The sequence below is a fragment of the Bacteroidota bacterium genome, assembly GCA_035506275.1.
GTDB lineage: Bacteria > Bacteroidota > Ignavibacteria > UBA10030 > UBA8401 > JAGVPT01.
In genome coordinates, this window is the sequence record DATJPT010000004.1 from 20,930 (window position 1) to 47,518 (window position 26,589).

26 protein-coding genes are annotated in these 26,589 nt (G+C 54.6%); 18 read left to right on the forward strand and 8 right to left on the reverse strand.

The genetic code is table 11. The annotated features are described in order from the left end of the window. The first annotated feature begins 65 nt into the window (after window positions 1-65). The 13 genes from dnaN (at window position 66) to VMF88_02545 (ending at window position 14,692) form a co-directional block, all read left to right on the forward strand. Window positions 66-1,181 (forward strand): DNA polymerase III subunit beta, encoded by a 1,116-nt coding sequence (dnaN, locus tag VMF88_02485; GenBank protein HTY09917.1) that lies wholly within the window; start codon window positions 66-68, stop codon window positions 1,179-1,181. 18 nt (window positions 1,182-1,199) lie between these two features. Beyond that, the gene (locus VMF88_02490) at window positions 1,200-2,345 is read left to right on the forward strand and encodes a DNA replication/repair protein RecF (protein ID HTY09918.1); all 1,146 of its coding nucleotides are present in this window, start codon (window positions 1,200-1,202) and stop codon (window positions 2,343-2,345) included. Then, window positions 2,342-2,632 carry a DUF721 domain-containing protein gene (locus VMF88_02495; protein HTY09919.1) on the forward strand — a complete coding sequence of 97 codons (291 nt, stop codon included), beginning with the start codon at window positions 2,342-2,344 and terminating at the stop codon, window positions 2,630-2,632. The genes VMF88_02490 and VMF88_02495 overlap by 4 nt, the downstream gene beginning before the upstream one ends. Window positions 2,633-2,652: 20 nt before the next feature. Next, on the forward strand, window positions 2,653-4,689 hold the full coding sequence (gene gyrB / locus VMF88_02500) for a DNA topoisomerase (ATP-hydrolyzing) subunit B (protein ID HTY09920.1): 2,037 nt from the start codon (window positions 2,653-2,655) through the stop codon (window positions 4,687-4,689). Window positions 4,690-4,714: 25 nt separating this feature from the next. Then, a complete protein-coding gene (gene gyrA / locus VMF88_02505; GenBank protein ID HTY09921.1) occupies window positions 4,715-7,306 on the forward strand; it encodes a DNA gyrase subunit A in 2,592 nt (863 codons plus the stop codon). 260 nt (window positions 7,307-7,566) lie between these two features. Then, entirely contained in the window at window positions 7,567-8,037 is a 471-nt protein-coding gene (locus tag VMF88_02510) for a hypothetical protein (GenBank protein ID HTY09922.1), read from the forward strand. Next, window positions 8,034-9,296: a hypothetical protein gene (locus tag VMF88_02515; GenBank protein ID HTY09923.1), complete on the forward strand. Its 1,263-nt coding sequence runs from the start codon at window positions 8,034-8,036 to the stop codon at window positions 9,294-9,296. The genes VMF88_02510 and VMF88_02515 overlap by 4 nt, the downstream gene beginning before the upstream one ends. Before the next feature lie 25 nt (window positions 9,297-9,321). Continuing rightward, the gene (locus VMF88_02520) at window positions 9,322-9,558 is read left to right on the forward strand and encodes a hypothetical protein (GenBank protein ID HTY09924.1); all 237 of its coding nucleotides are present in this window, start codon (window positions 9,322-9,324) and stop codon (window positions 9,556-9,558) included. Window positions 9,559-9,718: 160 nt separating this feature from the next. After that, window positions 9,719-10,525 carry an ABC transporter permease gene (locus tag VMF88_02525; GenBank protein HTY09925.1) on the forward strand — a complete coding sequence of 269 codons (807 nt, stop codon included), beginning with the start codon at window positions 9,719-9,721 and terminating at the stop codon, window positions 10,523-10,525. A gap of 67 nt (window positions 10,526-10,592) precedes the next feature. Beyond that, a complete protein-coding gene (locus tag VMF88_02530) occupies window positions 10,593-11,342 on the forward strand; it encodes an ATP-binding cassette domain-containing protein (protein ID HTY09926.1) in 750 nt (249 codons plus the stop codon). Next, window positions 11,339-12,250, forward strand: coding sequence for an MlaD family protein (locus tag VMF88_02535; protein ID HTY09927.1), 912 nt, complete (start codon window positions 11,339-11,341; stop codon window positions 12,248-12,250). Before VMF88_02530 ends, VMF88_02535 begins: the two co-directional genes overlap by 4 nt. A 52-nt stretch (window positions 12,251-12,302) precedes the next feature. Further along, entirely contained in the window at window positions 12,303-12,578 is a 276-nt protein-coding gene (locus tag VMF88_02540; GenBank protein HTY09928.1) for an RNA-binding protein, read from the forward strand. 203 nt (window positions 12,579-12,781) lie between these two features. Beyond that, window positions 12,782-14,692: an AMP-binding protein gene (locus tag VMF88_02545; GenBank protein ID HTY09929.1), complete on the forward strand. Its 1,911-nt coding sequence runs from the start codon at window positions 12,782-12,784 to the stop codon at window positions 14,690-14,692. Between the two features lie 75 nt (window positions 14,693-14,767). Here VMF88_02545 and VMF88_02550 read toward each other — a convergent pair whose 3' ends face one another. Further along, window positions 14,768-15,235 carry a GNAT family N-acetyltransferase gene (locus VMF88_02550; GenBank protein ID HTY09930.1) on the reverse strand — a complete coding sequence of 156 codons (468 nt, stop codon included), beginning with the start codon at window positions 15,233-15,235 and terminating at the stop codon, window positions 14,768-14,770. Window positions 15,236-15,394: 159 nt separating this feature from the next. Here VMF88_02550 and nfo point away from each other — a divergent pair, with 159 nt between their 5' ends. Then, on the forward strand, window positions 15,395-16,264 hold the full coding sequence (gene nfo / locus VMF88_02555) for a deoxyribonuclease IV (protein ID HTY09931.1): 870 nt from the start codon (window positions 15,395-15,397) through the stop codon (window positions 16,262-16,264). Window positions 16,265-16,273: 9 nt separating this feature from the next. Here the strand turns inward: nfo and VMF88_02560 are convergent, their stop codons facing one another. The 7 genes from VMF88_02560 to VMF88_02590 form a co-directional block, all read right to left on the reverse strand. Then, on the reverse strand, window positions 16,274-17,176 hold the full coding sequence (locus tag VMF88_02560; protein ID HTY09932.1) for an N-acetylmuramoyl-L-alanine amidase-like domain-containing protein: 903 nt from the start codon (window positions 17,174-17,176) through the stop codon (window positions 16,274-16,276). A gap of 18 nt (window positions 17,177-17,194) precedes the next feature. Beyond that, a complete protein-coding gene (gene dnaB, locus VMF88_02565; protein HTY09933.1) occupies window positions 17,195-18,616 on the reverse strand; it encodes a replicative DNA helicase in 1,422 nt (473 codons plus the stop codon). Between the two features lie 106 nt (window positions 18,617-18,722). After that, window positions 18,723-19,490 (reverse strand): uracil-DNA glycosylase, encoded by a 768-nt coding sequence (locus VMF88_02570; GenBank protein HTY09934.1) that lies wholly within the window; start codon window positions 19,488-19,490, stop codon window positions 18,723-18,725. A gap of 62 nt (window positions 19,491-19,552) precedes the next feature. Continuing rightward, entirely contained in the window at window positions 19,553-20,764 is a 1,212-nt protein-coding gene (gene coaBC / locus VMF88_02575) for a bifunctional phosphopantothenoylcysteine decarboxylase/phosphopantothenate--cysteine ligase CoaBC (protein ID HTY09935.1), read from the reverse strand. A gap of 16 nt (window positions 20,765-20,780) precedes the next feature. After that, a complete protein-coding gene (locus VMF88_02580) occupies window positions 20,781-21,107 on the reverse strand; it encodes a DNA-directed RNA polymerase subunit omega (GenBank protein ID HTY09936.1) in 327 nt (108 codons plus the stop codon). Between the two features lie 9 nt (window positions 21,108-21,116). Then, window positions 21,117-21,689: a guanylate kinase gene (gene gmk / locus VMF88_02585; GenBank protein ID HTY09937.1), complete on the reverse strand. Its 573-nt coding sequence runs from the start codon at window positions 21,687-21,689 to the stop codon at window positions 21,117-21,119. Window positions 21,690-21,714: 25 nt separating this feature from the next. Continuing rightward, window positions 21,715-22,596, reverse strand: a complete 882-nt coding sequence (locus VMF88_02590; protein ID HTY09938.1) for a YicC/YloC family endoribonuclease — start codon at window positions 22,594-22,596, stop codon at window positions 21,715-21,717. Window positions 22,597-22,770: 174 nt separating this feature from the next. On the opposite strand from VMF88_02590, the gene VMF88_02595 reads away from it, so the two are divergent. Genes VMF88_02595 through VMF88_02610 form a run of 4 tightly spaced genes read left to right on the forward strand, consistent with a single transcriptional unit; the run spans window position 22,771 to window position 26,559 of the window. Next, window positions 22,771-24,489, forward strand: a complete 1,719-nt coding sequence (locus VMF88_02595; GenBank protein HTY09939.1) for an NFACT RNA binding domain-containing protein — start codon at window positions 22,771-22,773, stop codon at window positions 24,487-24,489. A 15-nt stretch (window positions 24,490-24,504) separates the two neighbouring features. Beyond that, complete coding sequence (locus tag VMF88_02600; GenBank protein HTY09940.1) at window positions 24,505-25,179, forward strand: response regulator; 675 nt, start codon at window positions 24,505-24,507, stop codon at window positions 25,177-25,179. Window positions 25,180-25,215: 36 nt separating this feature from the next. Continuing rightward, window positions 25,216-25,740 (forward strand): bacillithiol transferase BstA, encoded by a 525-nt coding sequence (gene bstA, locus VMF88_02605; GenBank protein ID HTY09941.1) that lies wholly within the window; start codon window positions 25,216-25,218, stop codon window positions 25,738-25,740. 33 nt (window positions 25,741-25,773) lie between these two features. Continuing rightward, window positions 25,774-26,559 carry an SDR family oxidoreductase gene (locus VMF88_02610; protein HTY09942.1) on the forward strand — a complete coding sequence of 262 codons (786 nt, stop codon included), beginning with the start codon at window positions 25,774-25,776 and terminating at the stop codon, window positions 26,557-26,559. Window positions 26,560-26,589 lie beyond the last annotated feature (30 nt).

The following is a 26,589-nucleotide window of genomic DNA, read 5'->3' on the forward strand; positions in this document are numbered from 1 at the left end:
AATCTTGGTATATTTTGAGATAGAAATTCACAACCCAGCAGTGCCTTTCACGCAAGGAGATCTCCATGAAATTTTCCGTTACCAGCAGCGAATTGCAGAAAGCGTTATCGAAGACTATCGGTGTTGTGCCCACGCGTTCGACCCTCCCCATCCTTGAAAATCTCCTGTTTGAAACTGCCAAAAATGTTCTGAAGATCACGGCGACCGACCTCGAGATCTCGATGACCGTTGCCCTGAACGTGAAAGGGACGGAAGACGGCATCATCGCTATTCCCGCAAAGAGAATCGTTGATACGATCCGCGCGCTGCCGGATGTTCAGGTGGTTTTTTCGATCGACACGGAAAACAATAAGATCAAAATGGCGACGGAGAACGGCGAATATTCGCTCACCGGCGAATCGAGCGAGGAATTTCCGACCGTGCCGCAGTTCAAAGGAGACAATGAGATCGGTATGGACGCAGAAACGCTCCGCTACCTGATCGGCAAAACATCTTTTGCCGTCAGCACGGACGAGCTGCGGCCGGCGATGATGGGTGTTCTCTTTCAGCTTAAGGAGACGGAAATTCGCGCCGTGGCGACGGACGGACACCGGCTGGTACGCACCATCAACAGAACGTTTGCCTCGCCGAAATTCAAGAAAGACATTGTCATACCGTCGAAGGCATTGGCGCTCGTGGCAAAGCTGGCGGAAGAGGGAAAAAGCAAAATTTTGGTGAACGATTCTCATATCATGTTCCAGTTCGACGGCACGACGCTGATCTCGCGCCTCATCGAGGAAAATTATCCGAATTACGAGACCGTCATTCCTCTCGACAACGACAAGACGCTCGTCGTGAGCAAGGACCAGATGCTCTCGTCCGTGCGGCGCGTGTCGCTCTACTCGAGCTCGACGACGCATCAGATCCGCATGTCGCTTGCAAAGAACGAGCTGACGATCGCGGCAGAGGATGTCGATTTCGGGAGCGAGGCGCGGGAAACGATTCCGTGCGAGTACTCGGCCGGCGAGATGGAGATCGGTTTCAACTCGAGCTACGTTGTCGACGTTCTGGCGCACCTTGAATCGGATGAAGCAGTCTTCAAATTCAGCTCCCCGACGCGGGCGGGGATCGTTTCCCCGCGGCCGCAGCGGGACAAGGAAGACGTCCTCATGCTCATCATGCCGGTGAGGTTGAACAATTAAGAGGGCCGCACATACCGTATGAAGATCGTGCGCGCACAGCTCCGCCAGTTCCGGAACCACGACTGCACAGAGCTGGACTTTGGGCTGACGACGAACGCATTCATGGGGGACAACGGTCACGGTAAAACGAATGTGCTGGAAGCCCTCTCGTTCCTTTGCCTGACAAAAAGTTTTTACGCAAGTTCCGATACCACCGCCCTGCAGCAGGGAAAAGAATTTTTCGAGATCAAGGGGACACTGCTCTCCGACGTCGGCGTTGAGCACGACGTTCGCGTTGCTTTCGACTCCCGGACGAATCAAAAGAAAGTGTTCATCGACGGAAACGAACCCGAGACGTTCTCATCTGTTATCGGGCAGTTCCCGATCGTCGTCCTTTCGCCGGAGAACAACAACATCACCTTCGGGACCCCGTCCGACCGGCGGAGGTTCATGGACCTGGTGATCTCGCAGTCGAGCAAGGTCTATGTCGAAGAGATGCTCGAGTACCGGCGGGCGCTCCGCCAGCGGAACAAGATTTTGTCGGACGTGAACCGTGGGATCGGGAGCGCCGCGTTGCTCGAGCCCTGGGACGAAACGCTGAGCGCTCACGGGGCCAAAGTTTTTTTGAAGCGGGCCTCTTTTTTTGAGGAATTTGCGCCGTTCATTACGCGCGCGTACGCGGCGGTCGCGCAGGAGACGGAGACACCGGCCGTCGAGTACGTTCCGCAGATCGCCCTGTCGGCAAATGAGTCGCACGAAGAGGTCGGCAAACGCATCCGGGCGAAGCTCGGAGAGAAACGGCGCGATGAATTGAGGATAGGCACAACGCTTGTCGGTCCGCACAGGGACGAAGCGGTGTTCTCGTTGAACGGACTGCAGCTGCGAGCCTTTGCCTCGCAGGGCCAGCACAAGACGTTTTTGATCGCGCTGAAGATCGCCGAATTCTTCTACCTCAAGGAACGATGCGCGGAAACGCCGGTGATCTTGCTGGACGATGTGTTCACGGAATTGGACGATACCCGTTCGCGAAAACTGCTCGCGCTCATCGATTCGCTCGGGCAGTCGTTCATCACGACGACGAACGAGCAGGTATTTCACGGCACGATCCGATGGGACGATGCGCGGCGGAAATTCTCGATTCTCAACGGCGCCGCGGCCTATGAGCGGCACGAGGCAGCGGCATGACACAGAGCCCCCCTGAAACGCTCGGAACCGTGATCGACGGCCTGATGCGTCAGCTCGGGCTGCAGAAGAAGCTGCAGCAATACGACATTGTACCGCTGTGGCCGTCGATCGTCGGCGAGCAGATTGCCGGACTGACCAGCGTCGATCGAATTGACAAAGATATCCTCATTGTGAAGGTATCGGCGGCGCCGTGGCGCACAGAACTGACCTTTCGTAAAAAAGAAATTTTAGACAAAGTTCATGCAGCAATGAACTCGGATTCCATCAAAGACATACGGTTTCGATAAACAATTGAACGGACCATCACGTGGCTGAAGCAACAACAAAGGCAAAGACCAAACGATCGAACGGCGAATACACCGCAGAGGACATTACCGTACTGAAGGGACTGGAAGCCGTCCGGCGCCGTCCCGCGATGTATATCGGCGACGTCAGCGCGCGCGGGCTTCATCACCTTGTGTATGAGGTCGTCGACAATTCGATCGACGAAGCGCTGGCCGGCTACTGCAAGAACATCGACGTCAAGATCAACAAGGACGGAAGCGTGACGGTGATCGACGACGGACGGGGGATTCCGACGGATATTCATGCGCAGGAAAACCGCTCGGCGCTCGAGGTCGTCATGACGGTGCTCCATGCAGGCGGGAAATTCGACAAGAATACCTACAAAGTATCCGGCGGGCTGCACGGCGTCGGCGTGTCGGTGGTGAATGCGCTGAGCGAATGGCTCGAAGTGGAAGTCTACCGCGACGGAAAGACTTTTTACCAGAAGTATAAAAAAGGGGACCCCGTCGATCCGGTGAAGGTGATCGGCAAGGCGGAAAAAGGAAAGACCGGTACAAAGACGACGTTCCTTCCCGACGGTTCGATTTTCAAGAACCGCGCCTTCAAGTTTGAAACGCTCGCCGAACGCCTCCGCGAGCTTGCATTCCTCAACAAAGAAGTGTCGCTCGAGATCACCGACCTCCGCTCGAAGCAGGAACAGACCGAACGCTTCCACTTTGAAGGGGGCATCGTCGAATTCGTGCAATACATCGACGCGACGCGCCCGTCGGTGATGAGGAAGCCCGTGTACGCAAAGGGTTCGGACAAGGACGAGAACGGGCGCATGGTCGAGGTGGAAGTGTCGTTCCAGTACAACGACCAGTATTCCGAAAATGTTTTTTCGTACGTCAACAACATCAACACGCATGAAGGGGGGACGCATCTCGTCGGATTCCGCACGGCGCTCACCCGCACGCTCAACAATTACGGCTACAAGAATAACCTCGTCAAAGAGGACAAGATCACGCTGACCGGCGACGATTTCCGCGAAGGGCTCACGGCGGTCGTCAGCGTGAAGGTCCCGGAGCCGCAGTTCGAGGGGCAGACGAAAACGAAATTAGGCAACAGCGAGGTCAAGAGCATCGTCGAGTCCGTTGTGGGGCAGGAACTCGGGAACTGGCTCGAACAAAATCCGGGAGATGCGAAAAGGATCATCGAGAAGAGCCTCCGCGCCGCCGAGGCGCGCGAAGCCGCGCGAAAAGCGCGCGACCTCACCCGCCGGAAAAATGCGCTCGACGGCGGCGGCCTTCCGGGAAAACTGGCCGACTGTTCCATCAACGACCCCGAGCATTGTGAGCTCTATCTTGTCGAAGGGGATTCGGCGGGCGGCAGCGCGAAGCAGGGGCGCGACAGGCGCTTTCAGGCCATCCTCCCGCTGAAGGGAAAAATCTTGAACGTCGAAAAGGCCCGCCTCCACAAGATCCTTGAGAATGAAGAGATCCGAAACATCTTCACCGCGATCGGCGCAGGCGTCGGCGACGATTTTGACCCGGCAAAGATCCGCTACAATAAGATCATCCTCATGTGCGACGCGGACGTCGACGGCTCGCACATCCGCACCCTTCTGCTGACCCTCTTTTTCCGGTACATGAAGCAGCTCCTCGACCTCGGCCATGTCTACATCGCTCAGCCGCCGCTCTACAAGGTCAAGAAGGGCAAGCAGGAATTTTACGCCTACGACGAAGAAGAACGGGATGAGATCCTGAAGCGTCTCAAGAGCGAAAAGCCCGACAAGAAAAAAGCGGCCGAGGAAGAGGAAGAGATCGTTGAAGTCGCCGAAGAGGGAGCGGTATCGAAGAACGGTTCGGTCATTTCCCGCTTCAAGGGCCTCGGAGAAATGAACCCCGAACAGCTCTGGTCGACGACGATGAACCCGGAGACCCGCACGATTCTGCAAGTAAGCATTGAAAACGCCGCCGATGCAGACCGGACCTTCTCTATTTTGATGGGGGATGAGGTCGAGCCGCGGCGCGAGTTCATCGAAAAGAATTCAAAGTATGTCCGCAACCTGGATGTGTAAATTTAACCACTGAGATCATAAAGGCATGGCAACAGCGAACGAGAAGATCGTCCCCGTAGATATCGAAGATGAAATGCGCGGCTCGTACATCGATTATTCGATGTCCGTCATCGTTGCGCGCGCGCTCCCCGACGTGCGCGACGGATTGAAACCGGTGCACCGCCGCGTGCTGTACGGGATGAACGAGCTCGGACTCGCTTCGAACCGGGCCTACAAAAAAAGCGCCCGCGTCGTCGGAGAAGTGCTCGGCAAGTATCATCCGCACGGCGATTCGGCGGTCTACGACACCATCGTCCGCATGGCGCAGGATTTTTCGATGCGCTACATGCTGGTCGACGGACAGGGAAATTTCGGCTCGGTCGACGGCGATTCTCCCGCGGCGATGCGGTATACCGAGGTCCGCCTTTCGCGCATCTCCGAAGAGATGCTGCGCGACCTGGAAAAAAACACGGTCGCGTTCACTCCGAACTTTGACGACACGCTCCAGGAACCGTCGGTTCTCCCCGCGCAGATCCCCAACCTTCTCGTCAACGGCGCCAGCGGCATCGCCGTTGGCATGGCAACGAACATTCCGCCGCACAACCTCGGCGAGGTGATCGACGGATGCATCGCGTACATCAAGGACACCGCGATCGACAACGAGAAATTGATGAAGATCGTCAAAGCTCCCGACTTCCCGACGGGCGGGATCATCTACGGGTATGAGGGAGTCAAGGAGGCCTACACCACCGGCCGCGGAAGGATCATCGTCCGTGCAAAGGCGAACATCGAAACCGGCAAGAACGACCGTCAGAGCATCATCATCTCCGAAATTCCGTACCAGGTCAACAAAGCAAGCCTGATCGAAAAGATCGCCGAGCTGATGCGCGAGAAGAAGCTCGAGGACATTTCGGATATCCGCGACGAATCGGACCGCGACGGCCTGCGGATCGTGGTGGACCTGAAGCGCGACGCCAACGCCGCGGTCATCCTCAACAATCTCTACAAGCATACGCAGATGCAGACCACCTTCGGCGTCATCATGCTTGCGCTGGTCGACGGCCGGCCGCGCATCCTGACGCTGCGGGAGATGATCCAGAAATACATCGAACACCGGAACGAGGTCATTGTCCGCCGAACGAAATTCGACCTCGACGCGGCCGAAGCCCGGGCGCACATCCTCGAAGGCTACATCATCGCGCTGGACAACATCGATGCCATCATCAAGCTGATCAAGGCATCGAAGGATGTCGAGACGGCGAAGACCGGGTTGATGAAGAAGTTCAAACTGTCGGAGATCCAGGCTAAAGCGATCCTCGACATGCGCCTGCAGAAACTGACCGGCCTGGAGCGGAAGAAAGTTGAAGACGAGTACCGAGAGACGATCAAGCTGATCACGAAACTCAAGGCGATCCTCGCCAGCAAACAGCTCCAGCTCCAGATCATCAGAGAGGAACTGCTTGCCATGCGGGAAAAATACGCCGACCCGCGCCGGACGGAAATTGTCTACGACTTCGAAGAATTCCGCATCGAAGACATGATCGCGCAGGAAGAAGTCGTCATTACGATCAGCCATGGCGGCTTCATCAAACGCTTTCCGGTGAGCGGCTACCGGCGGCAATCGCGCGGAGGAAAAGGGGTCACCGGCGCCGCTTCCCGCGAAGATGATTTCATCGAACATATGTTCATCGCGAGCACGCATAATTATATCCTCTTCTTTACGGATCAGGGGCAATGTTACTGGCTGAAAGTTTTTGAGATCCCCGAGGGAGGCCGCGTCGCGAAAGGAAAATCGATCGTCAACCTGATCTCCAAAGACCCGGCGGAAAACATCACGGCGTTCGTCAGCGTCAAAGATTTCAGCGAGAAAAATTTTGTTCTGATGGTGACGGAACAGGGGCTCGTGAAGAAGACCTCGCTCGCCGAGTTCAGCAATCCCCGCAAGAACGGCATCGCAGCGATCTCGCTGAGGAAAAAGGATCTGCTGAAGGACGTCAAGCTGACGGACGGAACGAGCGACATCATCATTGGAACGCATGAAGGACTTGCGATCCGGTTCCACGAAGGGGAGGTCCGCGAAATGGGACGGACGGCTGCCGGCGTCCGTGCTATCCGCCTCGAAAAAGGAGATTTTGTCATCGGCGCTGTTGCGCTGAAACGGGCAAGCACGACGATTCTTATTGCAACGGAAAACGGCTACGGCAAGCGCTCGGAAGTATCGGGATACCGCGTGAGCCATCGCGGCGGCAAGGGGATCTACACGGTGAACGCCACCGACAAGACGGGAAAAATGATCGCTATCAAAGAAGTTCTTGAGACCGACGACATCGTTGTCGTGACCTCCGGCGGGATGGTGATCCGCCAGGATGCGACAGAGATCCGGCTGAGCGGACGGAACACGCAGGGAGTCCGCCTGATCCGATTGGACGGCGGCGACCGCATCGCCGACGTTGCCGTGGTCACGCCCGAGGATGAAGAACAGAGCGATGCGCCGGAAAAAGAGGAAAAGCCCGCTTCGCCCGACGCCAACGGCAAGGGAGGATCTTCCCCCGAAAAAGCTTCGGCGGACAAGAAAAAGAAGGGGGCGAAAACGAGTCCGCCCAAAGCAAAGTCCAAACCGGCAAAAAGGAAAAAATGAGTTCCGGTTGCCGCGAACCACAGCCGCCGGCAGTCGTTTCCTCGTTCCCGATCTCTGATCGGGAACGGAGTTTCAGCGAGAGAGGAAGCCGGCCCATAACCAAACCGGCAAAGAAGAAAAAGTAGGATTCCTTTGCCGCGAATCACAGCAGTGGACCGTTCACCTTGCATCTCAGGGCACGCTTCACTACATTGGTGGGAATTTATTCATCACCCCTTCGCCAAACTTCATTACCATCTATCAATCAGTAAGGAGCCAGCATGAAACCTCTTTTCGTTTTGTCTTGCTTTATCCTTTGCTTCGCGGCGTTCGGCTGCTCGTCGCTGACGCTGGCGCCGGTGCATTACCAATGGCCGGTCGAGAGCGTTCTTTCCGTTGACGGAAAAGGGAACGTCGAAGAAGCCCGTTATTTCATATCGTTCAACGTCAAACCGCTGTTGTTCGAAGAGACCAAGGACTCGGTGCACGTGGAGGGTGTTGAGCTCCGCATGATCCGGGATATGGACGGCTACTACTTCATGACGGCGGCGAAATTCAAGAACGTGTATGTCTTTGCGCCGGATGAGGGAAAACTGAAGCTGGAAAAGAAAATACCGGTCTCCGAAACGGGGCTGACGTCGCCGGCCTTTAACGCCGCTTCGAAAGGCGGAGCCGCCATCCATCTCCTCAACGGCAAGGACAAACCGATACTTCTGACAAAGAGCGGCATCGAGCAAGGAGGTCAAAAATGAAAACGAAACGACTGAGCGTCATTCTGGCGTTGACCGTGGCGATGGCCTGCGCGCTCTCGTTCGCGCAGGAACAATCCGATTATGAGATATCTCAAACGTTCAACAAGAAGTACAAAGAGCTGACAAAGGCCATTGAAACGGCCCAGACCGTTCAGGAGTGCGCGGAAATCAGCGTGAACATCGACGCGCTCGAAAAAGAATACGAGCCGTACAAAGCCCTCCTCGATAAAACGCTGTACCCGGACGATTTCCAGAAGAAGGTCGAAATGGTGCACGGCCAGCTGGCGTATGCGCAGAATAAACTCGGCATTATCCAGGAAGCCGTCTCGAAGATCGCCGCGCTGGAGACTCAGGTGAAAGAGCTTTCCGCTGAAGTGGAAAAGCTGAGCAACGAGAACGGCTCGCTGCTGAAAGAGATCCAGGAACTGAGAGCGTCGAAAGTGCAGGATCAAAAAACGGTCGACTCGCTCAACGCCCTCGTGACGAAGCTTCGGTCCAACATTGCCGACAGGGACAAGATGATCTTTGCCATGGTCGACAGCATCTTCATGCAGTACGACAAAAATGTTGACGCGCTGAAGGACGTCGAAAAGCAGAAAGTGGCTTCGCACATCGAGCGCAATAGCGTGATCGGCAATATCAAGAAATCGATCGTCGACAACGTTGCATTCCTGGAGTCGACGGCGTTGACGGGTAAAGACCTCGCGACGATCGTCGGCGAGCAGAAGAAATTTGCGGCGGAATGGAAAGGCCTCGGTCCAAAGCTTGCTGCAATTTATGTCGCGCAAAAAGACCGCGCGAAGGAGATCAATACGATCGACACCATGCTCGCCGCGTGGGGTTCCAAGGTCGATGCGACGCTGTGGAAGTCACTCAACGGGATCTTTACGAAGCATAACCTGACCGTGAAGCCGTTCAACAACGGCAACGAGTTCGTCGCGAACGTCATCGGGTTTATCGACGACGAGATCCAGAACAACAATCAGCGGACGGAAGCGACGCGCCACGACATCTACTCGGTATTTGTGGACAGCGTCTGGAACGGCGAGCTGATGCCGACGTGGGCGCCGCTCCTCCAGAATAATTCCATCGTGACCGACGCGCAGTTCGGCCAGATCAAAGCCAAGGTCGACGTGTGGCGTTCATCCGTCGAACCCGGACATACGCTGTTGTATATCATCATCGCGCTCGTCGTCCTCGTCGTTCTCCTGCTGTTGTACCGGAGAATGAAACAGACGCCGAAACCGCCGGTACCATGATGAACGTAAAACCGCGGCGGATATCATGATAACAGAAAGCAGACATACACATTCAGCGGTGGAAGCGCCGACACCGGGGAAGAAATACGAGTGCATCCTGGACGGCACCCCGCTGTACGAAGCGCGCGTGCATAACGTTATGGGATGCTGGGCGACGGTCGAGGTACTCCGGCCGCTCCCCGGACCGCACGAACACCATTATCGTCCCGGACAAACATTCGATATCCGCGTGAGCTCGTACACGTTCGAGAAAGAGCAATAAGGCATCGTCAAAACGAAAGAACCGAAGCGGTGATTGTTCGAAACAATCGCCGCTTCGTTGTTTCTGCCCTTCTCCTTGATTTTCACGGGGCATTTTTCAATATTTACCGCAGCATCAAAGACCTTCCACACTGAGAGTGTCATTTTCGACAGCCGCGCACATGGCGGAAATAGATCCCGGAATTGTTGATGACCGCCGCTTTACATTCTTTGCGTTCATAGGGGAACATAGCAGCAAATTTTTCGGGCACCTCGGCAAGTATTGTGCCCTGATGTGGTGGACGCTTCGCAACATTCACAACGCAAAAGAATACTCCAGGAACATCTACCAGCAAATGGTGAGCATCGGAAACGACTCCATCCCGATCGTCGTCTTTGTCAGCGCGTTCGTCGGGATGGTCACCGCCGTCCAGTCCGCCTACCAGTTATATGACTGGATCCCGCGCGCCGTGGTCGGCAGCCTCGTCGTGAAATCGGTCCTCCTCGAGCTGACGCCGCTCATGACCGCTCTCGTTCTCGCAGGAAAGGTCGGCGCGACGATCACCGCCGAGCTCGGCACGATGCGCGTGACAGAACAGGTCGATGCGCTGGAAGCGCTGGCGTTCGATTCAATTTCATACCTCGTTACGCCGCGCGTGATCGCCGGCATGATGATGTTTCCCATTCTGATCATCTTTGGCGATCTTGTTGCGATTCTCGGCGGGTTGATCGGGTCCGTCGCCGTAGCGAACATCCCCGCGGAGGCGTTCATCAAAGGGATGAAAAATTCTTTTGAAACCTGGGATGCCGTCTTCGGCATTATCAAAGCGAATTTCTTCGGCTTCACCATCACCTCGGTCGCATGCTATCAGGGATATTTTGTTGAAGGAGGGTCTGAAGGGGTCGGCAAGGCGACGATGCGGACCGTCGTGCTGACGTGCCTTGCCGTGGTGGTCATGGATTTCATTCTTGCGTCAGTACTGCTGTGAAACTGAGGCAGGCAATGAGAGAGGCACCGATGATTTTTCATTCACACGTTCTTCCCCCGTTCGCCGGATGATCCGCATCAAAAATATCTGGAAGAAGTTCGGGGAGAAACAGGTGCTGCGCGGGGTGACGTTCGATGTGTCGAACAAGGAAACGACCGTGGTGCTGGGACGCAGCGGCGGAGGGAAAAGCGTCCTGCTGAAAATGATCATCGGCCTCATCAAGCCCGATGCGGGATCGATCGAGGTTGACGGCAAAGATGTAACGACGATGACCTACAAAGAACTGAGGGCGCTGAGGTTCAAGTTCGGGTTTCTGTTCCAAGGAGCCGCGCTGTTCGACTCGATGACCGTCGGCGAGAATATCGCACTCTCGCTTCGCCGTCACACCGGATGGACGGACAAGGAAATCAAGGAAAGCCTCCAGTACGCCCTGCATGTCGTCGGGCTCGATAACGTGGAGCACGTGATGCCGTCATCGTTGAGCGGGGGGATGAAGAAGCGCGTCGGCCTGGCAAGGGCGATCGCATTGACGCCGCGGTACGTCCTGTACGACGAACCGACCACCGGCCTCGACATGGAAACTGCCGACGGGATCAACCTTCTCATCAAAGACATGAGAATGAAGCTCGGGATCACATCGGTCGTAGTGACGCACGACATTCACAGCGCGTTTGTCGTGGGGGACCGGTTCGCCGTGCTCGAAAACGGCGCGACACTCATGACCGGTACCCGCGACGACATTCAGAACAGCGGGGACGAAGAAGTCCGAAAATACATCAACAGTTCTTTGCCAATGGCAGAAGGACATCGCTCATGAAGCTCAGCAACGAAATTAAACTCGGCATGGTGATTTTCGCAGCGGTGGTGGTCTTTGTGGGAGGAGTGATCTATCTTCGCGGCGTCGATTTCCAAAAACGCGAATACACGCTCACGATTTTTTACAACAACGTCAACGGCCTTCAGGAAGGGGATCCGATAACGATCGCCGGCCTTTCGGTCGGCAAAGTCGAGGAAATGAAGCTCGTCGGGAATGCCATCGCGGTGAAAGTACAGATCCAGAACAAAGTGCAGTTTCCCGTCGATTCGAAGGCGTATATCAAGAGCTCCAGCCTGATGGGGGGAAAACTGATCGCGATCACGCCAGGGTTGGAGCCGGCGGTGCTTCACAGCGGCGACACGCTGACCGGATCGTACGAAGCCGACCTGACCGAGCTGACTTCAACACTTGCGCCGATCTCGTCAAACGTGCTCGGCATCCTCGAACGGGTCAATACGACATTCGACGAGAAAACACGCGGGAACATCCAGGGCATTCTTGCGGACGTCAATCGTTCATCCGCCGAGCTTGAGCGGATCATTCACGATGAAGGGCAGCGCCTGGATTTCGCGATCGGAAATTTTGGCGTGTTCTCCGCGAATCTATCCCGATTTGCGGTGAGCCTCGATACCATCGCGCTTGCCCAGCGGAATAATGTCGATACAAGCATGGCGGCGATCCGCGAGGTGACGAATAACCTCCAGCAAGCGTCGGAAAATCTTAAATCGACGACACAATCGCTCGACGTTGTCCTTCGTAAAATCGAACGAGGGCAGGGAACGATCGGCAAGCTTGTGCAGGAAGAAAAATTGTATAACGACATCGACAGCCTCGCGTCGAACCTTAATCTGCTTGTGAAGGATTTGCGTGAAAATCCATCCAAGTATGTCAAAGTGAGCGTGTTCTGAGGAGTGTAATTCAAGCGCTGGATCCCTATCAACAATCATCAAGGAGAATACTGTGAATATTTTTGTTGGAAACCTGTCTCGCGATGCGAGCGAAGACGATGTACGTCAGGCATTTCAGGCGTTCGGTCAAGTTGAGTCGGTCCATGTTATCATGGACAGGATGACCCGTCAGCCCAAGGGCTTCTGCTTTGTCGAGATGCCGGCGAAAGCTGAAGCTGATGCGGCCATTGCAGGACTGAACGGCAAGGAACTGAAAGGAAGAAAACTGACGGTGAATGAAGCTCGGCCCAGAGAAGAGCGGGGCGGATCCAGGGGCGGCTATCGTTAATTATTGCGCCGATCAGGAACGACGAACCCCCGCAATGAGGCGAGCGCCGCCATGGAAGGAGACTGCGGGGGGAATTTTCTCCCATGCGTCGACGTATCGTCGATGACCGTTCTCCGGAAAAACTTCTTCTGTCTACGGCGGCAGCTCCCCTTTCTAAAACCGCACCGCAGAGGTACTAAGAGATTCTTAAAGCCAGAACAATAATGCAGCGAACGATCCCGCGCCTTTTCGAGACAAGCGTCGAAAAATTTCGCACGAACATTCTCTTATGGGAGAAGAAGGACGATGTCTATAAGGGGATGACATACCTTCAAACGCGCAGCCATGTCCATGACTTCGCCGCCGGCTTATTGAGCTTCGGCGTTAAAAAGGGGGACAGGATCGCACTGATCGCCGAGGGAAGAAACGATTGGGTGATCAGCGAACTCGGCATTCTCTATACCGGCGCGGTGAATGTGCCGCTGTCGGTGAAACTGAACGAGCAGCCGGAGCTGAAATTTCGGCTCGCCCATTCCGGCTGCCGGATGGCGATCGTATCGGCAACCCAGGCGTGCAAGATCAAACAGCTCAAAAGCGATTTGCCGGACCTTGAGAAAATAATCCTCCTCGATCAGGCAGAAAAGTACGACGACGATGAGATACCCCTTGAAGAATTGTACGAAACGGGACAACGGTATCTCGATGGGGATGCCGATTCCTTCCGGATTGCATGGGAGTCGCTTCTTGAGGGCGATCCCGCAAATATTTGCTACACCTCCGGAACCACCGCCGACCCCAAGGGAATCATCCTCACCCACCGCAATTACACATCCAACGTTGAGCAAGCTTCCGGGCTCCTGAAGATTCCCCAGCACTATTGTTCGCTTTTGATCCTTCCGTGGGACCATTGTTTTGCCCATACTGCAGGGATTTATACGCTGATGAAAAACGGGGCGAGCATGGCCTCGGTGCAGACAGGCAAGACGGCGATGGAGTCGCTGAAAAATATTCCGACCAACATCAAAGAATCGAAACCAACGTTCCTTCTGAGCGTGCCGACGCTGGCGAAAAATTTCCGGAAAAATATTGAGAACGGCATCAAAGAAAAGGGGCCGAAGGTTGAAAAACTCTTTAAGAAAGCGCTGGAGGTCGCGTACGACTATAACGGCAACGGCTGGAACAGGGGAAAAGGTCTGCGCATTTTGAAGAAGCCGCTGTACATGATCTTCGATAAGATCCTTTTCAGCAGAATACGGGAAAATTTCGGCGGCAGGCTGGAGTTCTTCATCGGAGGGGGAGCGCTTCTCGACATCGAGCTGCAGCGATTTTTTTACGCGATCGGAATACCGATGTACCAGGGGTACGGACTATCAGAGTCCTCCCCGGTTATTTCCGCGAATGTCCCTCAAAAACACAAACTCGGCTCTTCCGGAAGCGTTGTTCCGAACCTCGAATTGAAAATTTGCGACGACAAGGGAAATGCGCTTCCCGTCGGGCAGCGCGGCGAAATCGTCGTCAAAGGGGAAAACGTCATGGCCGGATACTGGAAGAATGAAAAGGCAACGCGAGAAACGATCCGCGAGGGCTGGCTGTACACCGGCGACCTTGGCTACCTTGATGAAGACGGTTTCTTGTACGTCCTGGGGCGAAATAAAAGTTTGTTGATCGCGAACGACGGAGAGAAATACAGTCCGGAAGGAATAGAAGAAACGGTTGCCGGTTATTCGCGCTTCATAGAACAAATCCTTCTTTATAATAACCAATCCCCCTATACCGTCGGACTTGTCGTGCCGAACCGCGACAATTGCCTGCAGTGGTTGAAGGAGAAACAACTTTCCTGTCGTAGCACTGAAGGACAAGAGGCGGTCCTGCACATGCTTGAATCCGAAATCGATGCGTACCGTGACGGCGGCGGGCATGCCGGAATGTTTCCGTCGAGGTGGCTTCCGTCGGCGGTCGCAGTGCTGGGGGAGGGGTTCACCGAGCAGAACGGTTTCATGAACAGCACCATGAAAATGGTCCGCGGACGGATCACCGAGTTTTACAAAAACAGGCTGGATTTTCTCTTCACCCCCGAAGGGCAGACAATCTGCAATCATCAGAATATGACGATCGTCAAGAGATGGGAAGAGTAGGGGGGCGTAAAATGGAAGAGGCAACATGGAATATGGACAATCGAACGAAAAGGCCCGTTGTTCATTCCTGGTTATTCAAGATCGTTTGATAACAAAGTCGATCTCGTAGAGGCCGTAATTCGCTTTCTTCATTCCAAGGCGTTCGTAGGCTTGCATCGCGCGGTTGTTGTTGTGCTCGACGTAGAGCCGTATTCCGCAGACGGACTTCTTTTTCCGCGCGGCATTTTCAATATACTGAAAAAGCCGGGTGAAGACTCCGGCGCTGCGAAATTCGGGAGCAACATAGACACTCTGCACCCACCAGAATGTCGCCGCGCGCCAATCGCTCCATTCAAAGGTGATCATAAGCTGCCCGGCGATCGCACCGTCAACCTCGGCGAGGATGTAGTACCCCTTTGAAGGGTCGTTCAACAGTGAGAGAACACCGCGCAGCAGCCGCTTGTGCTCCAGTTCCAGATGCTCAGTTTCCAACGCCAGTGCGGAATTGAACCCCGCGATGGCTTTTGCATCCGCAGCAGTGGCTCGGCGAATTTTAAGGGGCATACATTGTCCTTTCCTGTCGGTCGATACGGTCGTTGAATAAATGCTGGACGATGAAGATTTCCAGCGGGAGAATTTATCACGGTCACACTACCATTCGACCGTAAAATCTTTTATATTCAACACAGGGAAACTCATCGTACCAATCAACACGTTTCTAGAGTGAATTCTACGCAACCGCAGATTCTTCTTGGCGCTCATATGTCGATCAGCGGCGGAGTGCATACTGCCGTTGACCGGGCGACGTCGATCGGATGCACCGCGCTCCAGGTGTTCACAAAGAACAACAACCAGTGGAACGCAAAACCGCTGACGGACGTCGAGGTGGAAAACTACAAAAGGAAAATTGCGGAAGCAACCATCGCGCCGGTCGTGGCGCATGATTCATACCTCATCAACCTCTGCGCCGTCAACAGCGACACTCTCGCGAGGTCGCGCGCGGCCTTTGTCGACGAATTGACACGGTGCGAGCAGCTTGGTATCCAGCTTTTGAATTTTCACCCTGGGGCTCATGGCGGTGCGGGGGAAGAAGACGGGCTCAAAAGGATCATCGAAAGTCTTAACATTGCACACGAAAAAACAAAAGGCTTCAGGGTGTTAAGCGTCGTCGAGACAAGCGCCGGACAGGGGACGGCAGTCGGGTATAAGTTTGAGCATCTTGAAAAGATCATCAACGGTGTCGATGAGCCGCAACGAATGGCGGCATGCATCGATACGTGCCATATTTTTGCCGCCGGGTATGATATCCGTACGGAACATGGGTATGCAAAAACGATGAAAGAGTTCGACGAGACCGTCGGTTTGAAGCGGCTGGCCGCCTTCCATTGCAATGATTCAAAGAAAGAATTCGGATCTCACGGCGACAGACATGAGCACATCGGCAAAGGGAAGATCGGGCTGGCGGGCTTTTCTTTTTTGATGAACGATGAGCGGTTTCAGCATATCCCCAAGATCCTCGAAACGCCGAAATCGAAAGACCTTCACGAAGACGTGGAAAATATCGCGACGCTTAAAAGATTGACCGGAAAATAGCTCGAACGTCTACCGGGGTTCCAAGGCTTCGGCGACGATGATTCCAGTCTGTTTCGGATGATGGTTCAGGTACTCATGGAGGGGCGATTCCGTGATCTGAACCTGAAATCCGACATCGGGGGCGTGCATAAGATGAAGCTCCCCGTTCTCCATCCTCACCGCAATCCCAGTGTGTGAAATGTCGAGCCCCGGCGTTGTCGTTGTCATGCCTATCAACGACCCGGTTTTAATCCTCTCCTCACTTATCCGTACATATTCCTTGGGAATGTAAAACGCTTCACGTTTTCCGATCTCTTCTTCGAGACGCACCATCTCCTTAAAAAAGGAGTCGTTCGAAAGCTGTCGATACAGTTTTCGGTGAGAGGTCATAAAATTGACCGGTGTCGGAATCGGGCGTAGGCTTTTTTTGTCTGCCAATTCCTCCGTCACAACCTTTAGAACGCCTTTCTTTTCGTTATCGAACCAATAGTCGACGGTATAGTGAAGCCGGCTCGGGTATCCGTTGATGATGCCGCCGCGGTACCTGATGAACTGAAGCTGAGCCTTATAGTCCTCGAAGGAAAATTTTTTCAGCTTGATGCAGCGGGCGAGGGCCAGGGAATTTTCGTAGAAAGAAACACAGTCAAGGACGCGCATATTGATGACGAGATGTTCTGCCCCTTCCTCTTCGAGCGAATGCGCAGCATAGTCCGTCCCGATGAACGACCTTCCGATCGCCACGATCACTTCATTGATCGGCTTTTCCACGAGTTCTTCGGAGAGCGCAAGGTCGAATTTTGATTTACAGATGGATTCGTCGGTCTCTTCGAACATCGACAAGAGCGAGGGGGCGTCCGCCTTGCCGGAATTTGACGGAAGAAGGGGAAGAAGAGCTGAAAGGGCTGTGCGGCTTATGAATTCGCGGCGGTTCACAAAATTCGGGGAGGCGGGTTAAAACGGAGTGTCGCCGGACGGAGCCGGTGCATAGTCATCGAACGTCGTCAGCGCCAGATTTTCAAAACGGGCGTATTGTTTGATGAACGAGAGCTGAACATCGCCGGTCGGGCCGTTGCGCTGCTTTCCGATGAGAATGTCCGCAATGTTTTCGACGGATTTGTCCCCCTCGAGCTTGATGCCGTACATTTCCGGCCGATGCACGAAAAGCACGACGTCGGCGTCCTGTTCGATGGCCCCCGATTCACGGAGGTCGGCGAGGACGGGACGCTTATCGCTCCGGGCTTCCACGGCGCGGTTCAGCTGCGAAAGCGCAAGAACGGGGATGTTAAGCTCTTTTGCGAGCGCCTTGAGCGAGCGGGAGATCATGGATATTTCCTGCTCGCGGCTCTGGGCGGATTTCGGTCCCTGCATCAGCTGAAGATAATCGACGATGACCATGCCGATGTTGTGTTCGACTTTCAGCCGGCGCGCTTTTGCGCGAAGCTCAAGAATTCCGAGCGCAGGCGTGTCGTCGATAAAGATTTTCGCCGCGTGAAGCTTGCCGATCTGCGTGCTGAGTTTTCGCCACTGGTCGTCGGGCAGTCTTCCGGTCCGCACGCTGTGAGCATCGACCCGCGCCTCGGCGCAGATCAACCGGAGCACGAGCTGCTGGGAAGACATTTCGAGGCTGAAGAAGCCGACCGGGATGTTGTGGTCGATGGCCGCATTACGCGCGACGGAAAGAACGAACGCCGTCTTCCCCATGCTGGGCCTGCCTGCGACGATAACGAGGTCGGACGGCTGGAACCCTCCGGTAAGATTGTCGAGCAAAGAAAACCCCGACGGCGCCCCTGTGACGCCGCTGTGCTTCCCGTGGATGCTTTCCAGCATCTCCATGGTATTGTAGACCGCGTCCCGCATGGAGAGAAAACTTTTCTTCATCCTCTTTTCGGAGATCTGAAAGATCTTCTGCTCGGCTTCGTCGAGCAGATCGAGCGCGTCCTCCGTTTCGTTGAACGCGCGGCTGGTGACCTCGGAGCTCGCTGAAATGAGGTTGCGAAGGAGGGCCTTTTCAAGGACAATTTTTGCGTGATACTCGACGTTCGCGGCGGAGGTGACCCGCATGGTAAGCTCGGAAATGTAAACGGGGCCGCCGATCTCATCGAGTTGTCCGCGGCGGCGCAATTCTTCGACGATCGTAATCGAGTCAACCGCCTCATTCTTCTCGAAAAGCGCGATCATCGCCTTGAAGATGCTTTGATGGACCGGCTTGTAGAATGCCGTCTCGTCGAGTATTTCGACCGTCTTCGAGATCGCCTCTTTCTCCAGAAGCATCGCTCCCAATACCGCCATCTCGATATCCATCGCTTGGGGCGGAACCCTTCCTTCCGAAGTGGTCTCGGTCGGAGAAGGAGTATGTCGGAGAATTTCAGCCATGGAAAAGATTAAGAATGAAAAGGGAACAATGAAAAGATAAAATCAAAAAACTCTACGGAGCGCTTGCAAAACTTCATCTCGTAAATCAAAAGTCTACAACGCCTGATTATTTTTTCAGTTCATCATACATTTTTCGCAACCGCTGCACGTCTTCCCACGTCGGTCGCTTCCAGTTGGGATTGCGGAGCAATGCGGCCGGATGGTACGTTACCATCAACGGAATACCACGGTAGTCGTGCACGTTCGCCCGGAGCGAGGTCAGCGAATCGGTCGTCTTCAGCAGCACCTGCGCGGAGATGCGTCCCAGGCACAGGATGATCTTCGGCTTAATGATCTCGAGCTGTTTCCAGAGATACGGTTCGCATTCGCGGACCTCTTCCGGCAGCGGATCGCGGTTGTTCGGCGGACGGCACTTGAGGATATTGCAGATGTAGACGTCCTCGCGCTTGAAGTGGACCGCTTCGAGGATCTTGTTCAGCAGCTGGCCTGCGCGCCCGACAAACGGTTCTCCCTTTGCGTCTTCATCGGCTCCCGGCGCCTCGCCGATCAAAACAAGTTCTGCGTTTGGATTGCCGACGCCAAAGACGAACTTGGTCCGTGTGGCGCCGAGAGGGCATTTTTGGCATTCGCAGATCATCGAGTTCAAATCGTTCAGCGACGATGCGTTCGCCCATGGTTCGGCAGGATAACCGCCGAGCGACCTCTCCTTCCCCTCCTTGGAGTGAGCTCCCTGCTCAGCCGACGGATATATGGTATTTCCGAAGAGGTCCTGCTCTTGCATAAGGAAGTTTCGAATGCCGGAAATAAGCCGGGAAATTTCTTGAGCTACAGGCTCATCCCCTTGCCGGGGAGATGAGGGATGAAGATCGGACATGACAGGATTCGATTGAAAGGGACGCTTACCAACAGAAGCATCCCCCTTTTTTGAAAAATTCGTTAGAACAATGCTGCTACCCGGTTGAGAATTTCAACCGCAACATCAAACTTCGCCATCTTGGGAAGCTTCTGCGTCCTGCCGTCTTTGCCGATGATGGTGACGACATTTGTATCCGCACCGAACGCCGAACCCTCGTCCCGCGTGCTGTTGAGAACGATGAGGTCGAGGTTTTTCTTTCGGAGTTTTTCCGTGGCGTTTTTGACCTCATTCTCTGTTTCCAGCGCGAACCCGACCAGCACCGCGCCGTTCTTTTTTGCCCCCAGTGTTTGAAGAATATCGGCGTTTTGCCGCAGTTCAAGCGTCAAGCCCCCCGCAGCATCGCTCTTTTTGATTTTGTTCGCGGCCGGATTTTTTGGAGCATAATCTGCAACGGCGGCGGACATGATGACCGCGTCCGATTTTTTTGCAAGTTTCGTGACCGCCTCGAGCATTTGTGAAGCAGTTTCTACGTCAATGCGGGAAACATTTTTCGGCGTGCCGAGCGATACCGGTCCGCTGATAAGCGTGACCTCGGCTCCCCGCTGCGCAGCCGCGTTGGCGATCGCGAACCCCATTTTGCCGGAGGACCGGTTGCCGATGAAGCGAACCGGGTCGATCGGTTCATGGGTCGGCCCCGCGGTGACGAGGATTCTTTTCTTTTTAAGGTCGAGCGGAGTTTTCTCGATGACCGACTCGACAAACGCCATGATCGCCTCGGGCTCCGGCAATCGTCCGGGCCCGACGAGTCCGCTTGCCAGCTCTCCTTCAACCGGGTTCAGAATATGATGTCCCCGCTCGCGAAGCGTCGTTAAATTTTTCTGTGTTGCCTCGTTGAGGTACATGTCGACGTCCATTGCCGGTGCAATGAGCAGCGGCGAGCGGAGAGCGAGCACGGTCGACGAGACGACATCGTCGGCGATGCCGTGGGCGATTTTAGCGACGATGTTTGCCGTCGCCGGGGCGATGAGCATCGCATCGGCCCACAGGCCGAGGTTGATGTGCTCGACGCCGGCATGCGTTGACGCGCCGGTGCTTTCCGGCCATAACGAGGTGATCACCTCTTCCTGCGACAGTGTTGAAAAGGTCAGCGGAGCGACGAACTGCGTTGCCGACCGCGTCATCAGCACACGGACGCCGGCGCCGGCTCTTTTCATGAGGCGGACAACGGTGCACATCTTGTACGCCGAAATCCCCCCCGTCACGCCGAGCAGTATTTTTTTATTTTTGAGCACGGGGTCCTGCGCCTGCTTAGGCTGCCGGTTCTTTCTTTTCCTCTTCCTCTTTATACCTGAACTCCAGCTTGTCCGACAACAACTCGCCGATCGCCTGCTCCGTCGGTTTCGCACGTTTCTCGAACTCGAGGCTGATTTTCAGCTGGTCCGGATTTGCATCCATCTCTTCTTCGTCGCCGTTGGTCGTCGTCGGGATAGCGGCGATCGTTTCAATGCGTTGATTGAACTCGAGCTTCGTCTCTTCGTTGATCTGGCGCGCACGCTTCGAGAGGACGACGATCGCCTCGTAGACGTTCGCCGCTTTCGACTCAAGCGTGTGTATTTCCAGCGGTTTGATTGCCATGAAATCCTCTTATGGTGATTGTGTAAGTTGCTTTAGAATAATTTCTTCGACCTCGCCGATCGCCCTCGGGAGTTCGTCGTTGACGACCCTGTAGTCAAATTGTTTGCCGATCTCCAGCTCCGTTGCGACGCGGGCCATCCGCTTTTGGAACGCTCGTTCGTCTTCGGTCTTTCTGTCCCGCAGCCGCTGTTCGAGGACGGCGATGCTCGGCGGCTCGATAAAGATCAGCGCCGACTCCGGGCCGTATAATCTTTTTATCGACAGCCCTCCTTTGACATCCACATCGAAAACCATGCAACGGCCGTTTGTGAGCGCACGGTCGACCTCGCTCTTCAGCGTGCCGTAGTAATTGCCGTAGATCTGCTCGTGTTCGACAAGCGCGCCCTTCTGGATCAATCGTTCAAATTCTTCCTTGCGAAGGAAGAAATAGTCTTTGCCGTGCTCCTCGTTTGCGCGCTTCGGCCTTGTCGTTGCCGAGACCGAGAACTCGAACTCGGGATGGTGCTCCAGAATCGCTTTGACGATCGTTGTCTTGCCGCCGCCGCTCGGGGCCGAGACGACAAAAAGTTTCGGATTTTTCATTCAACAATGATGCGGCAGGCGAACATTATTCGATATTCTGCAGCTGCTCCCGGATCTTTTCCAGCTCTTCCTTGATCGCGACGATATGATGCGCGATGCCGGTGTCGTTCGATTTTGATCCGATCGTGTTGGCTTCCCGGTTCATTTCCTGGATCAAAAAATTAAGCTTGCGGCCGGCCGCCTCGTCGTTTCGGAGGGCGTCGAGAAAAAATTTATTGTGCGAACGGAAGCGGACGCATTCCTCCGTCACATCGAGCTTGTCTGCCAGGAGCGCTATTTCAAGCTCAAGGCGCTGGGAATCGACAATATTTTTGTCTCCCAGCAATTGCGCAATGCGTTCGTGCAGGCGCGTACGCTCCTCGGGTATCCTTTCCCTGGAACTTGCTTCAATGCTCTCCAGCCGCTGCTGGATCTGCCCGACGCGGGCGATCATGTCTTTGGAGATTTCTTCCCCCTCGTTGACCCGCATCGTTTGGAGCTCTTTGAGGGCGCGCTGCAGCGCGTCCTGGAATGCTTCCCATTCGAAGCTCGCCGCCTCTTCATCGACCCCTCCTTCAAAGATCTCCGAGAATTTCAGGATGTGGTCGAGGCCGACTTTTTCTTTGAGCTTGAGCGATTTGCGAAGCTGGCTCAGCAGTTTATAGTACGATCTCGCCGCGGCGACATTGACGGTGAGCGGGAACTTGCCGTTCGCATCGTTCTGAAGCGTTGCTGTGAGCGAAATTTTTCCACGCACCACTTTTGCCCGGACGACCTCCTTGATCTCGCTTTCCCGCAGCGAAAGCGAACGGGGGAGACGAGCATTCAATTCAAAAAAACGGCTGTTGACGCTTCTCAGTTCTACCAGCGCGGATACGCCATTGAGAGAACACTCCCCCCTGCCGTATCCTGTCATACTTTGGATCATCTGCGTCCGGGCGATAAATTTGTGGTTTCACACTCAAAGTACGAAAAATCGCTCTGGCAGGCAAGGAAAAGTTCTCGACAGATTAAGCACGTACTTATCCACAAGTTATTCAGCACAATTTTGCTTTTGCAGCGTTTTTTGATATATTTTTGCACAACATGTGGATAACCGGAAATGCTCAGTAATTACTTTACCCTTCTCAATGTATCTCGGTTGATCCACCAGCAAAGTGTCGGCCGCCGCATCTCCGAAATTTACTCACAGCACAAACAACAACTGTGCATTGCCGTTGACGTACCGACGGTCACGACGATCATCGTCTCATGCGTGCCGTCCGAAAATTATCTCTCTGCTCGTGAAGGAAATTTCCGAGCGCGAAAAAACTCGATCGATCTATTTCCGGATGCGTCGGGAAAAAAAATACTCGACGTCGCATGCGATCATGACGATAGAATTATTTTCATCGTTCTTGAAGGAGGCCTGAGCTTGATGTGCGAGATGTTCGGCTCCCGTGCCAACGTCCTTTTGTTGAAGGAAGAGAAGGCATCATCCGCCGCATCCGAAATCGTCATCGATGCGTTCTTGAAAAAAAAAGAGCTGGCGGGGAACCGGATCAACCGCCGGGAAGCGCATGGAACGCCGGAATATCAGCGGTTCATGAAAGACGAGAATACCTTTGTCGAAGCTCTCCGCACGGCGAACGGAGAGAGCATTTTCCAATCCTTGAAAAGAGGGGTGCCGGTACTCGGTTCGACGCTGGCAAAAGAAATCCTGTTCAGGGCGAACGTTGCCCCCTCCGCATCCTTGTCTCTGGTCACAGACCGTGAACTGAAAAAAGTGTTTAGTGAATCATCCAGGATCATTGAAGATGCCGCCGCACCAACGGCAAGCGGACAGGCGCGAATCTATTACGAACATGAAGCTCCGGTCTGCTTTTCGCTGATCCCCTTGCGGAGCTATGAAGAGCACGAATATGAATCGTTTCCGACCGTCACGGCGGCCATTCAGCGGTTTGTAGGCACGGTGAGGGCCTCATCGGCGTTCATCAAAGAGAAGGAGGAGATCTCCTCCTGGCTCGAAAAGGAAGAGAAAAAAGCGGCGCAAACGCAGGCAAAAATCACCATCGATCTTGCGGAACAGGACCGGAGAAAAGAGTACGAATTGTTCGGGAAGCTGATCACGGCACATCTGCACGAGCTCCGCAAAGGGATGAAAACTGCGGCGCTGGAGGATACGGTATCATTCGACTCGTCTTCCTCAAAAATTTCCGTTCCGCTGGACCCGTCGTTAAGTCCCGCAGGAAATGCCGAACGGTATTTTGAGAAAGCGAAGAAAGCAAAAGAAGCGCATCTGGAATCTCTCACCCGGTCGAAAAGTCTTGAGGGACGCTTGTCAAGCCTGCGGATGTTGATTGCCGAGGTGTCGGAGATTTCCTCGGGCGAATCGCTGAAGGAATTTCATCAGACGTACAAAACGTATCTTCAACGGCTTGGCTATGCGACAGCAAAAGAAAAAGAGAACCTTCCCCCGTTTCGCATTTTCACGGTCGAAGGGGGGTTTCAGGTGCTTGCGGGAAAAAGCAGCGAGAACAACGATATGCTGACGACGAAGTATGCAAAGCCCGACGACCTCTGGTTCCATTGCCGCGGCTCCAGCGGTTCTCATGTCGTGTTAAAGGTGCACAGCGCGCACGGCGAGCCGTCTAAAACGGCTATCCATCAGGCGGCGTCGATCGCGGCATACTACAGCAAAATGAAAAATGCCTCCTCGGTTCCGGTTGCCATGGCGGAAAAGAAATTCGTCCGGAAACCGAAAGGGGCGCCGGCCGGGACGGTAATTCTCGAAAGAGAAAAAGTCATTTTCGTCGAGCCGAAACTTCCGTTTGCGGTGTAGGGAGCGAAAACGACTATGGCCGAAAAGATCCTCATCGTTGACGACGACCGGTACATCCGGCTGATCCTTCAGAAAAAATTTTCATCGCAGGGCTACACCGTTTTTGTCGCCGACGACGGTGAGAGCGGCCTCGAGCTGGCAAAAAGGGAAGCTCCGGACCTGATCATCTCCGACTGGATGATGCCGAAAATGGACGGCCTGGAATTCTGCAAGCTTGCCAAGCAGGATGATAAACTGCGCTTTACCTATTTCATCATCCTCACGGCGCGCGATACGCAGGACGATAAAATCGAAGGCATCGAGACCGGCGCGGACGATTTCGTCACCAAACCCTTCAACGACCGGGAGCTGCTTACCCGCGTAAAGGCGGGATTGCGCATCAACGCTCTTCAAAAAGAGATCGTCGAACTCCAGCATCAAAAGGCGATTACGGAACTTGCGCTGACGCTCGGCCACGAGATCAACAATCCGCTCGGCATCATGATGCTGGTCCTGCAGGTGCTTCAGAAGAAGGACGACAACGATACGATCGCCGGCATCCGTAAAGAGCTGAGAACCGTAACGGAAAATGGAAACAGAATTGCGGAGATCGTCAAGAAACTGTCAAGCCTCGACAACCCGCAGCTGAAGCCGTATCTGAAGGATTCCGACACCAACATGGTGGACCTGTCGGGAACCCCCCAGGGATAAACCAGGCTTCCATTATCTCATTCGTAAAGGAGCACTATGCCAGACCCGCGTTATCCGATCGGAAAGCTGCAAGCGATAGAGCACCCCGACGACAGCATGCGGAAGGAATTCATTCAGCGCATTGCCGACACGCCGGCGGCGTTGGCCGCGGCGGTGAAAGGGTTGTCCGAGCAGCAATTAGATACGCCGTACCGCGACGGCGGCTGGACCGTCCGCCAGGTTGTCCACCACATGCCCGACAGCCACATGAACTCATACATCCGGCTGCGGCTGGCGCTCACGGAAAACGAACCGACGATCAAACCGTACGAAGAGGACCTGTGGGCCGAGCTTGTCGATGCGCGGACCGCCCCCATCACAGTGTCGCTGACCATGCTCGAAGCGCTTCATCAGCGGTGGGTGATGCTTCTTCGTTCGCTGAAGCCTGCCGATTTTTCGCGCACGTTCCGCCATCCGGAAAACGGCGTCCGCACCATCGATTGGCTCCTTCAACTGTATGCATGGCACGGACGTCATCATGTCGCGCATATCACGTCCCTCAGGGAAAGAATGAAATGGTAGCTGTTGACCCATAACCCTTAATTGACAACGACAATGTACTCCTTGAAAAGTAAGATCGTTTTTATTACCGGCGCCAGCAGCGGCATCGGAAGTTCGTGCGCGGATCGTTTCGCACATGAAGGGGCGAAGCTGCTCCTTGCCGCCCGCCGAAAGGACCGGCTTGACGCAATAGCCGAAAAACTCCAAAAAAAATATTCAGTTGAGATCCGCCCATTCCAGCTTGACGTGAGAAATAGAGGAGAGGTTGAATCGGCGCTGAACGCTCTGCCGGAGCAATGGAAAAATATCTCGGTGCTCGTCAACAACGCCGGACTCGCCAGCGGATTGTCGGCCATTCAGGACGGGGATGTCGAGGACTGGGAGAAGATGATCGACACGAACATCAAAGGGCTGCTCTATGTCACCCGCGCTCTCGCCAAGGGAATGATCGAACGGAGGGAGGGGCATATCATCAACATCGGCTCGATCGCGGGCTTTGAATTTTATCCGAACGGAAATGTTTACTGCGCGACGAAAGCGGCGGTGAATGCGCTGACGAACACCATGCGCATGGATTTTCACGGAGCCGGCGTTCGCGTCAGCACAGTCGACCCGGGATTGGTCGAAACGGAATTCAGCGTCGTTCGCTTTCACGGCGACAGTTCGCGGGCAGGCAAAACGTACGAGGGGATGACCCCGCTTACCCCGGACGACGTTGCCGATGCCGTCCTCTATTGCGCCACGCGCCCGCCCCATGTCAACATCCAGCAAGTCGTTCTTACGCCCACCGACCAGGCATCAACAACGATGGTCAATAGAAGAAAAGAGCTGCGAAAATAAAAAGGACGAAGCACGCTTCGTCCTTCTGTT

Bases quoted from the DNA above. Each gene is read 5' to 3' on its own strand.
- dnaN (HTY09917.1), top strand. From the start codon at position 66: ATGAAATTTTCCGTTACCAGCAGCGAATTGCAGAAAGCGTTATCGAAG.
- VMF88_02490 (HTY09918.1), top strand. From the start codon at position 1,200: ATGAAGATCGTGCGCGCACAGCTCCGCCAGTTCCGGAACCACGACTGC.
- VMF88_02495 (HTY09919.1), top strand. From the start codon at position 2,342: ATGACACAGAGCCCCCCTGAAACGCTCGGAACCGTGATCGACGGCCTG.
- gyrA (HTY09921.1), top strand. From the start codon at position 4,715: ATGGCAACAGCGAACGAGAAGATCGTCCCCGTAGATATCGAAGATGAA.
- VMF88_02510 (HTY09922.1), top strand. From the start codon at position 7,567: ATGAAACCTCTTTTCGTTTTGTCTTGCTTTATCCTTTGCTTCGCGGCG.
- VMF88_02515 (HTY09923.1), top strand. From the start codon at position 8,034: ATGAAAACGAAACGACTGAGCGTCATTCTGGCGTTGACCGTGGCGATG.
- VMF88_02520 (HTY09924.1), top strand. From the start codon at position 9,322: ATGATAACAGAAAGCAGACATACACATTCAGCGGTGGAAGCGCCGACA.
- VMF88_02525 (HTY09925.1), top strand. From the start codon at position 9,719: ATGGCGGAAATAGATCCCGGAATTGTTGATGACCGCCGCTTTACATTC.
- VMF88_02530 (HTY09926.1), top strand. From the start codon at position 10,593: ATGATCCGCATCAAAAATATCTGGAAGAAGTTCGGGGAGAAACAGGTG.
- VMF88_02535 (HTY09927.1), top strand. From the start codon at position 11,339: ATGAAGCTCAGCAACGAAATTAAACTCGGCATGGTGATTTTCGCAGCG.
- VMF88_02545 (HTY09929.1), top strand. From the start codon at position 12,782: ATGCAGCGAACGATCCCGCGCCTTTTCGAGACAAGCGTCGAAAAATTT.
- VMF88_02550 (HTY09930.1), bottom strand. From the start codon at position 15,235: ATGCCCCTTAAAATTCGCCGAGCCACTGCTGCGGATGCAAAAGCCATC.
- dnaB (HTY09933.1), bottom strand. From the start codon at position 18,616: ATGGCTGAAATTCTCCGACATACTCCTTCTCCGACCGAGACCACTTCG.
- VMF88_02570 (HTY09934.1), bottom strand. From the start codon at position 19,490: ATGTCCGATCTTCATCCCTCATCTCCCCGGCAAGGGGATGAGCCTGTA.
- VMF88_02580 (HTY09936.1), bottom strand. From the start codon at position 21,107: ATGGCAATCAAACCGCTGGAAATACACACGCTTGAGTCGAAAGCGGCG.
- gmk (HTY09937.1), bottom strand. From the start codon at position 21,689: ATGAAAAATCCGAAACTTTTTGTCGTCTCGGCCCCGAGCGGCGGCGGC.
- VMF88_02590 (HTY09938.1), bottom strand. From the start codon at position 22,596: ATGATCCAAAGTATGACAGGATACGGCAGGGGGGAGTGTTCTCTCAAT.
- VMF88_02595 (HTY09939.1), top strand. From the start codon at position 22,771: ATGCTCAGTAATTACTTTACCCTTCTCAATGTATCTCGGTTGATCCAC.
- VMF88_02600 (HTY09940.1), top strand. From the start codon at position 24,505: ATGGCCGAAAAGATCCTCATCGTTGACGACGACCGGTACATCCGGCTG.
- bstA (HTY09941.1), top strand. From the start codon at position 25,216: ATGCCAGACCCGCGTTATCCGATCGGAAAGCTGCAAGCGATAGAGCAC.
- VMF88_02610 (HTY09942.1), top strand. From the start codon at position 25,774: ATGTACTCCTTGAAAAGTAAGATCGTTTTTATTACCGGCGCCAGCAGC.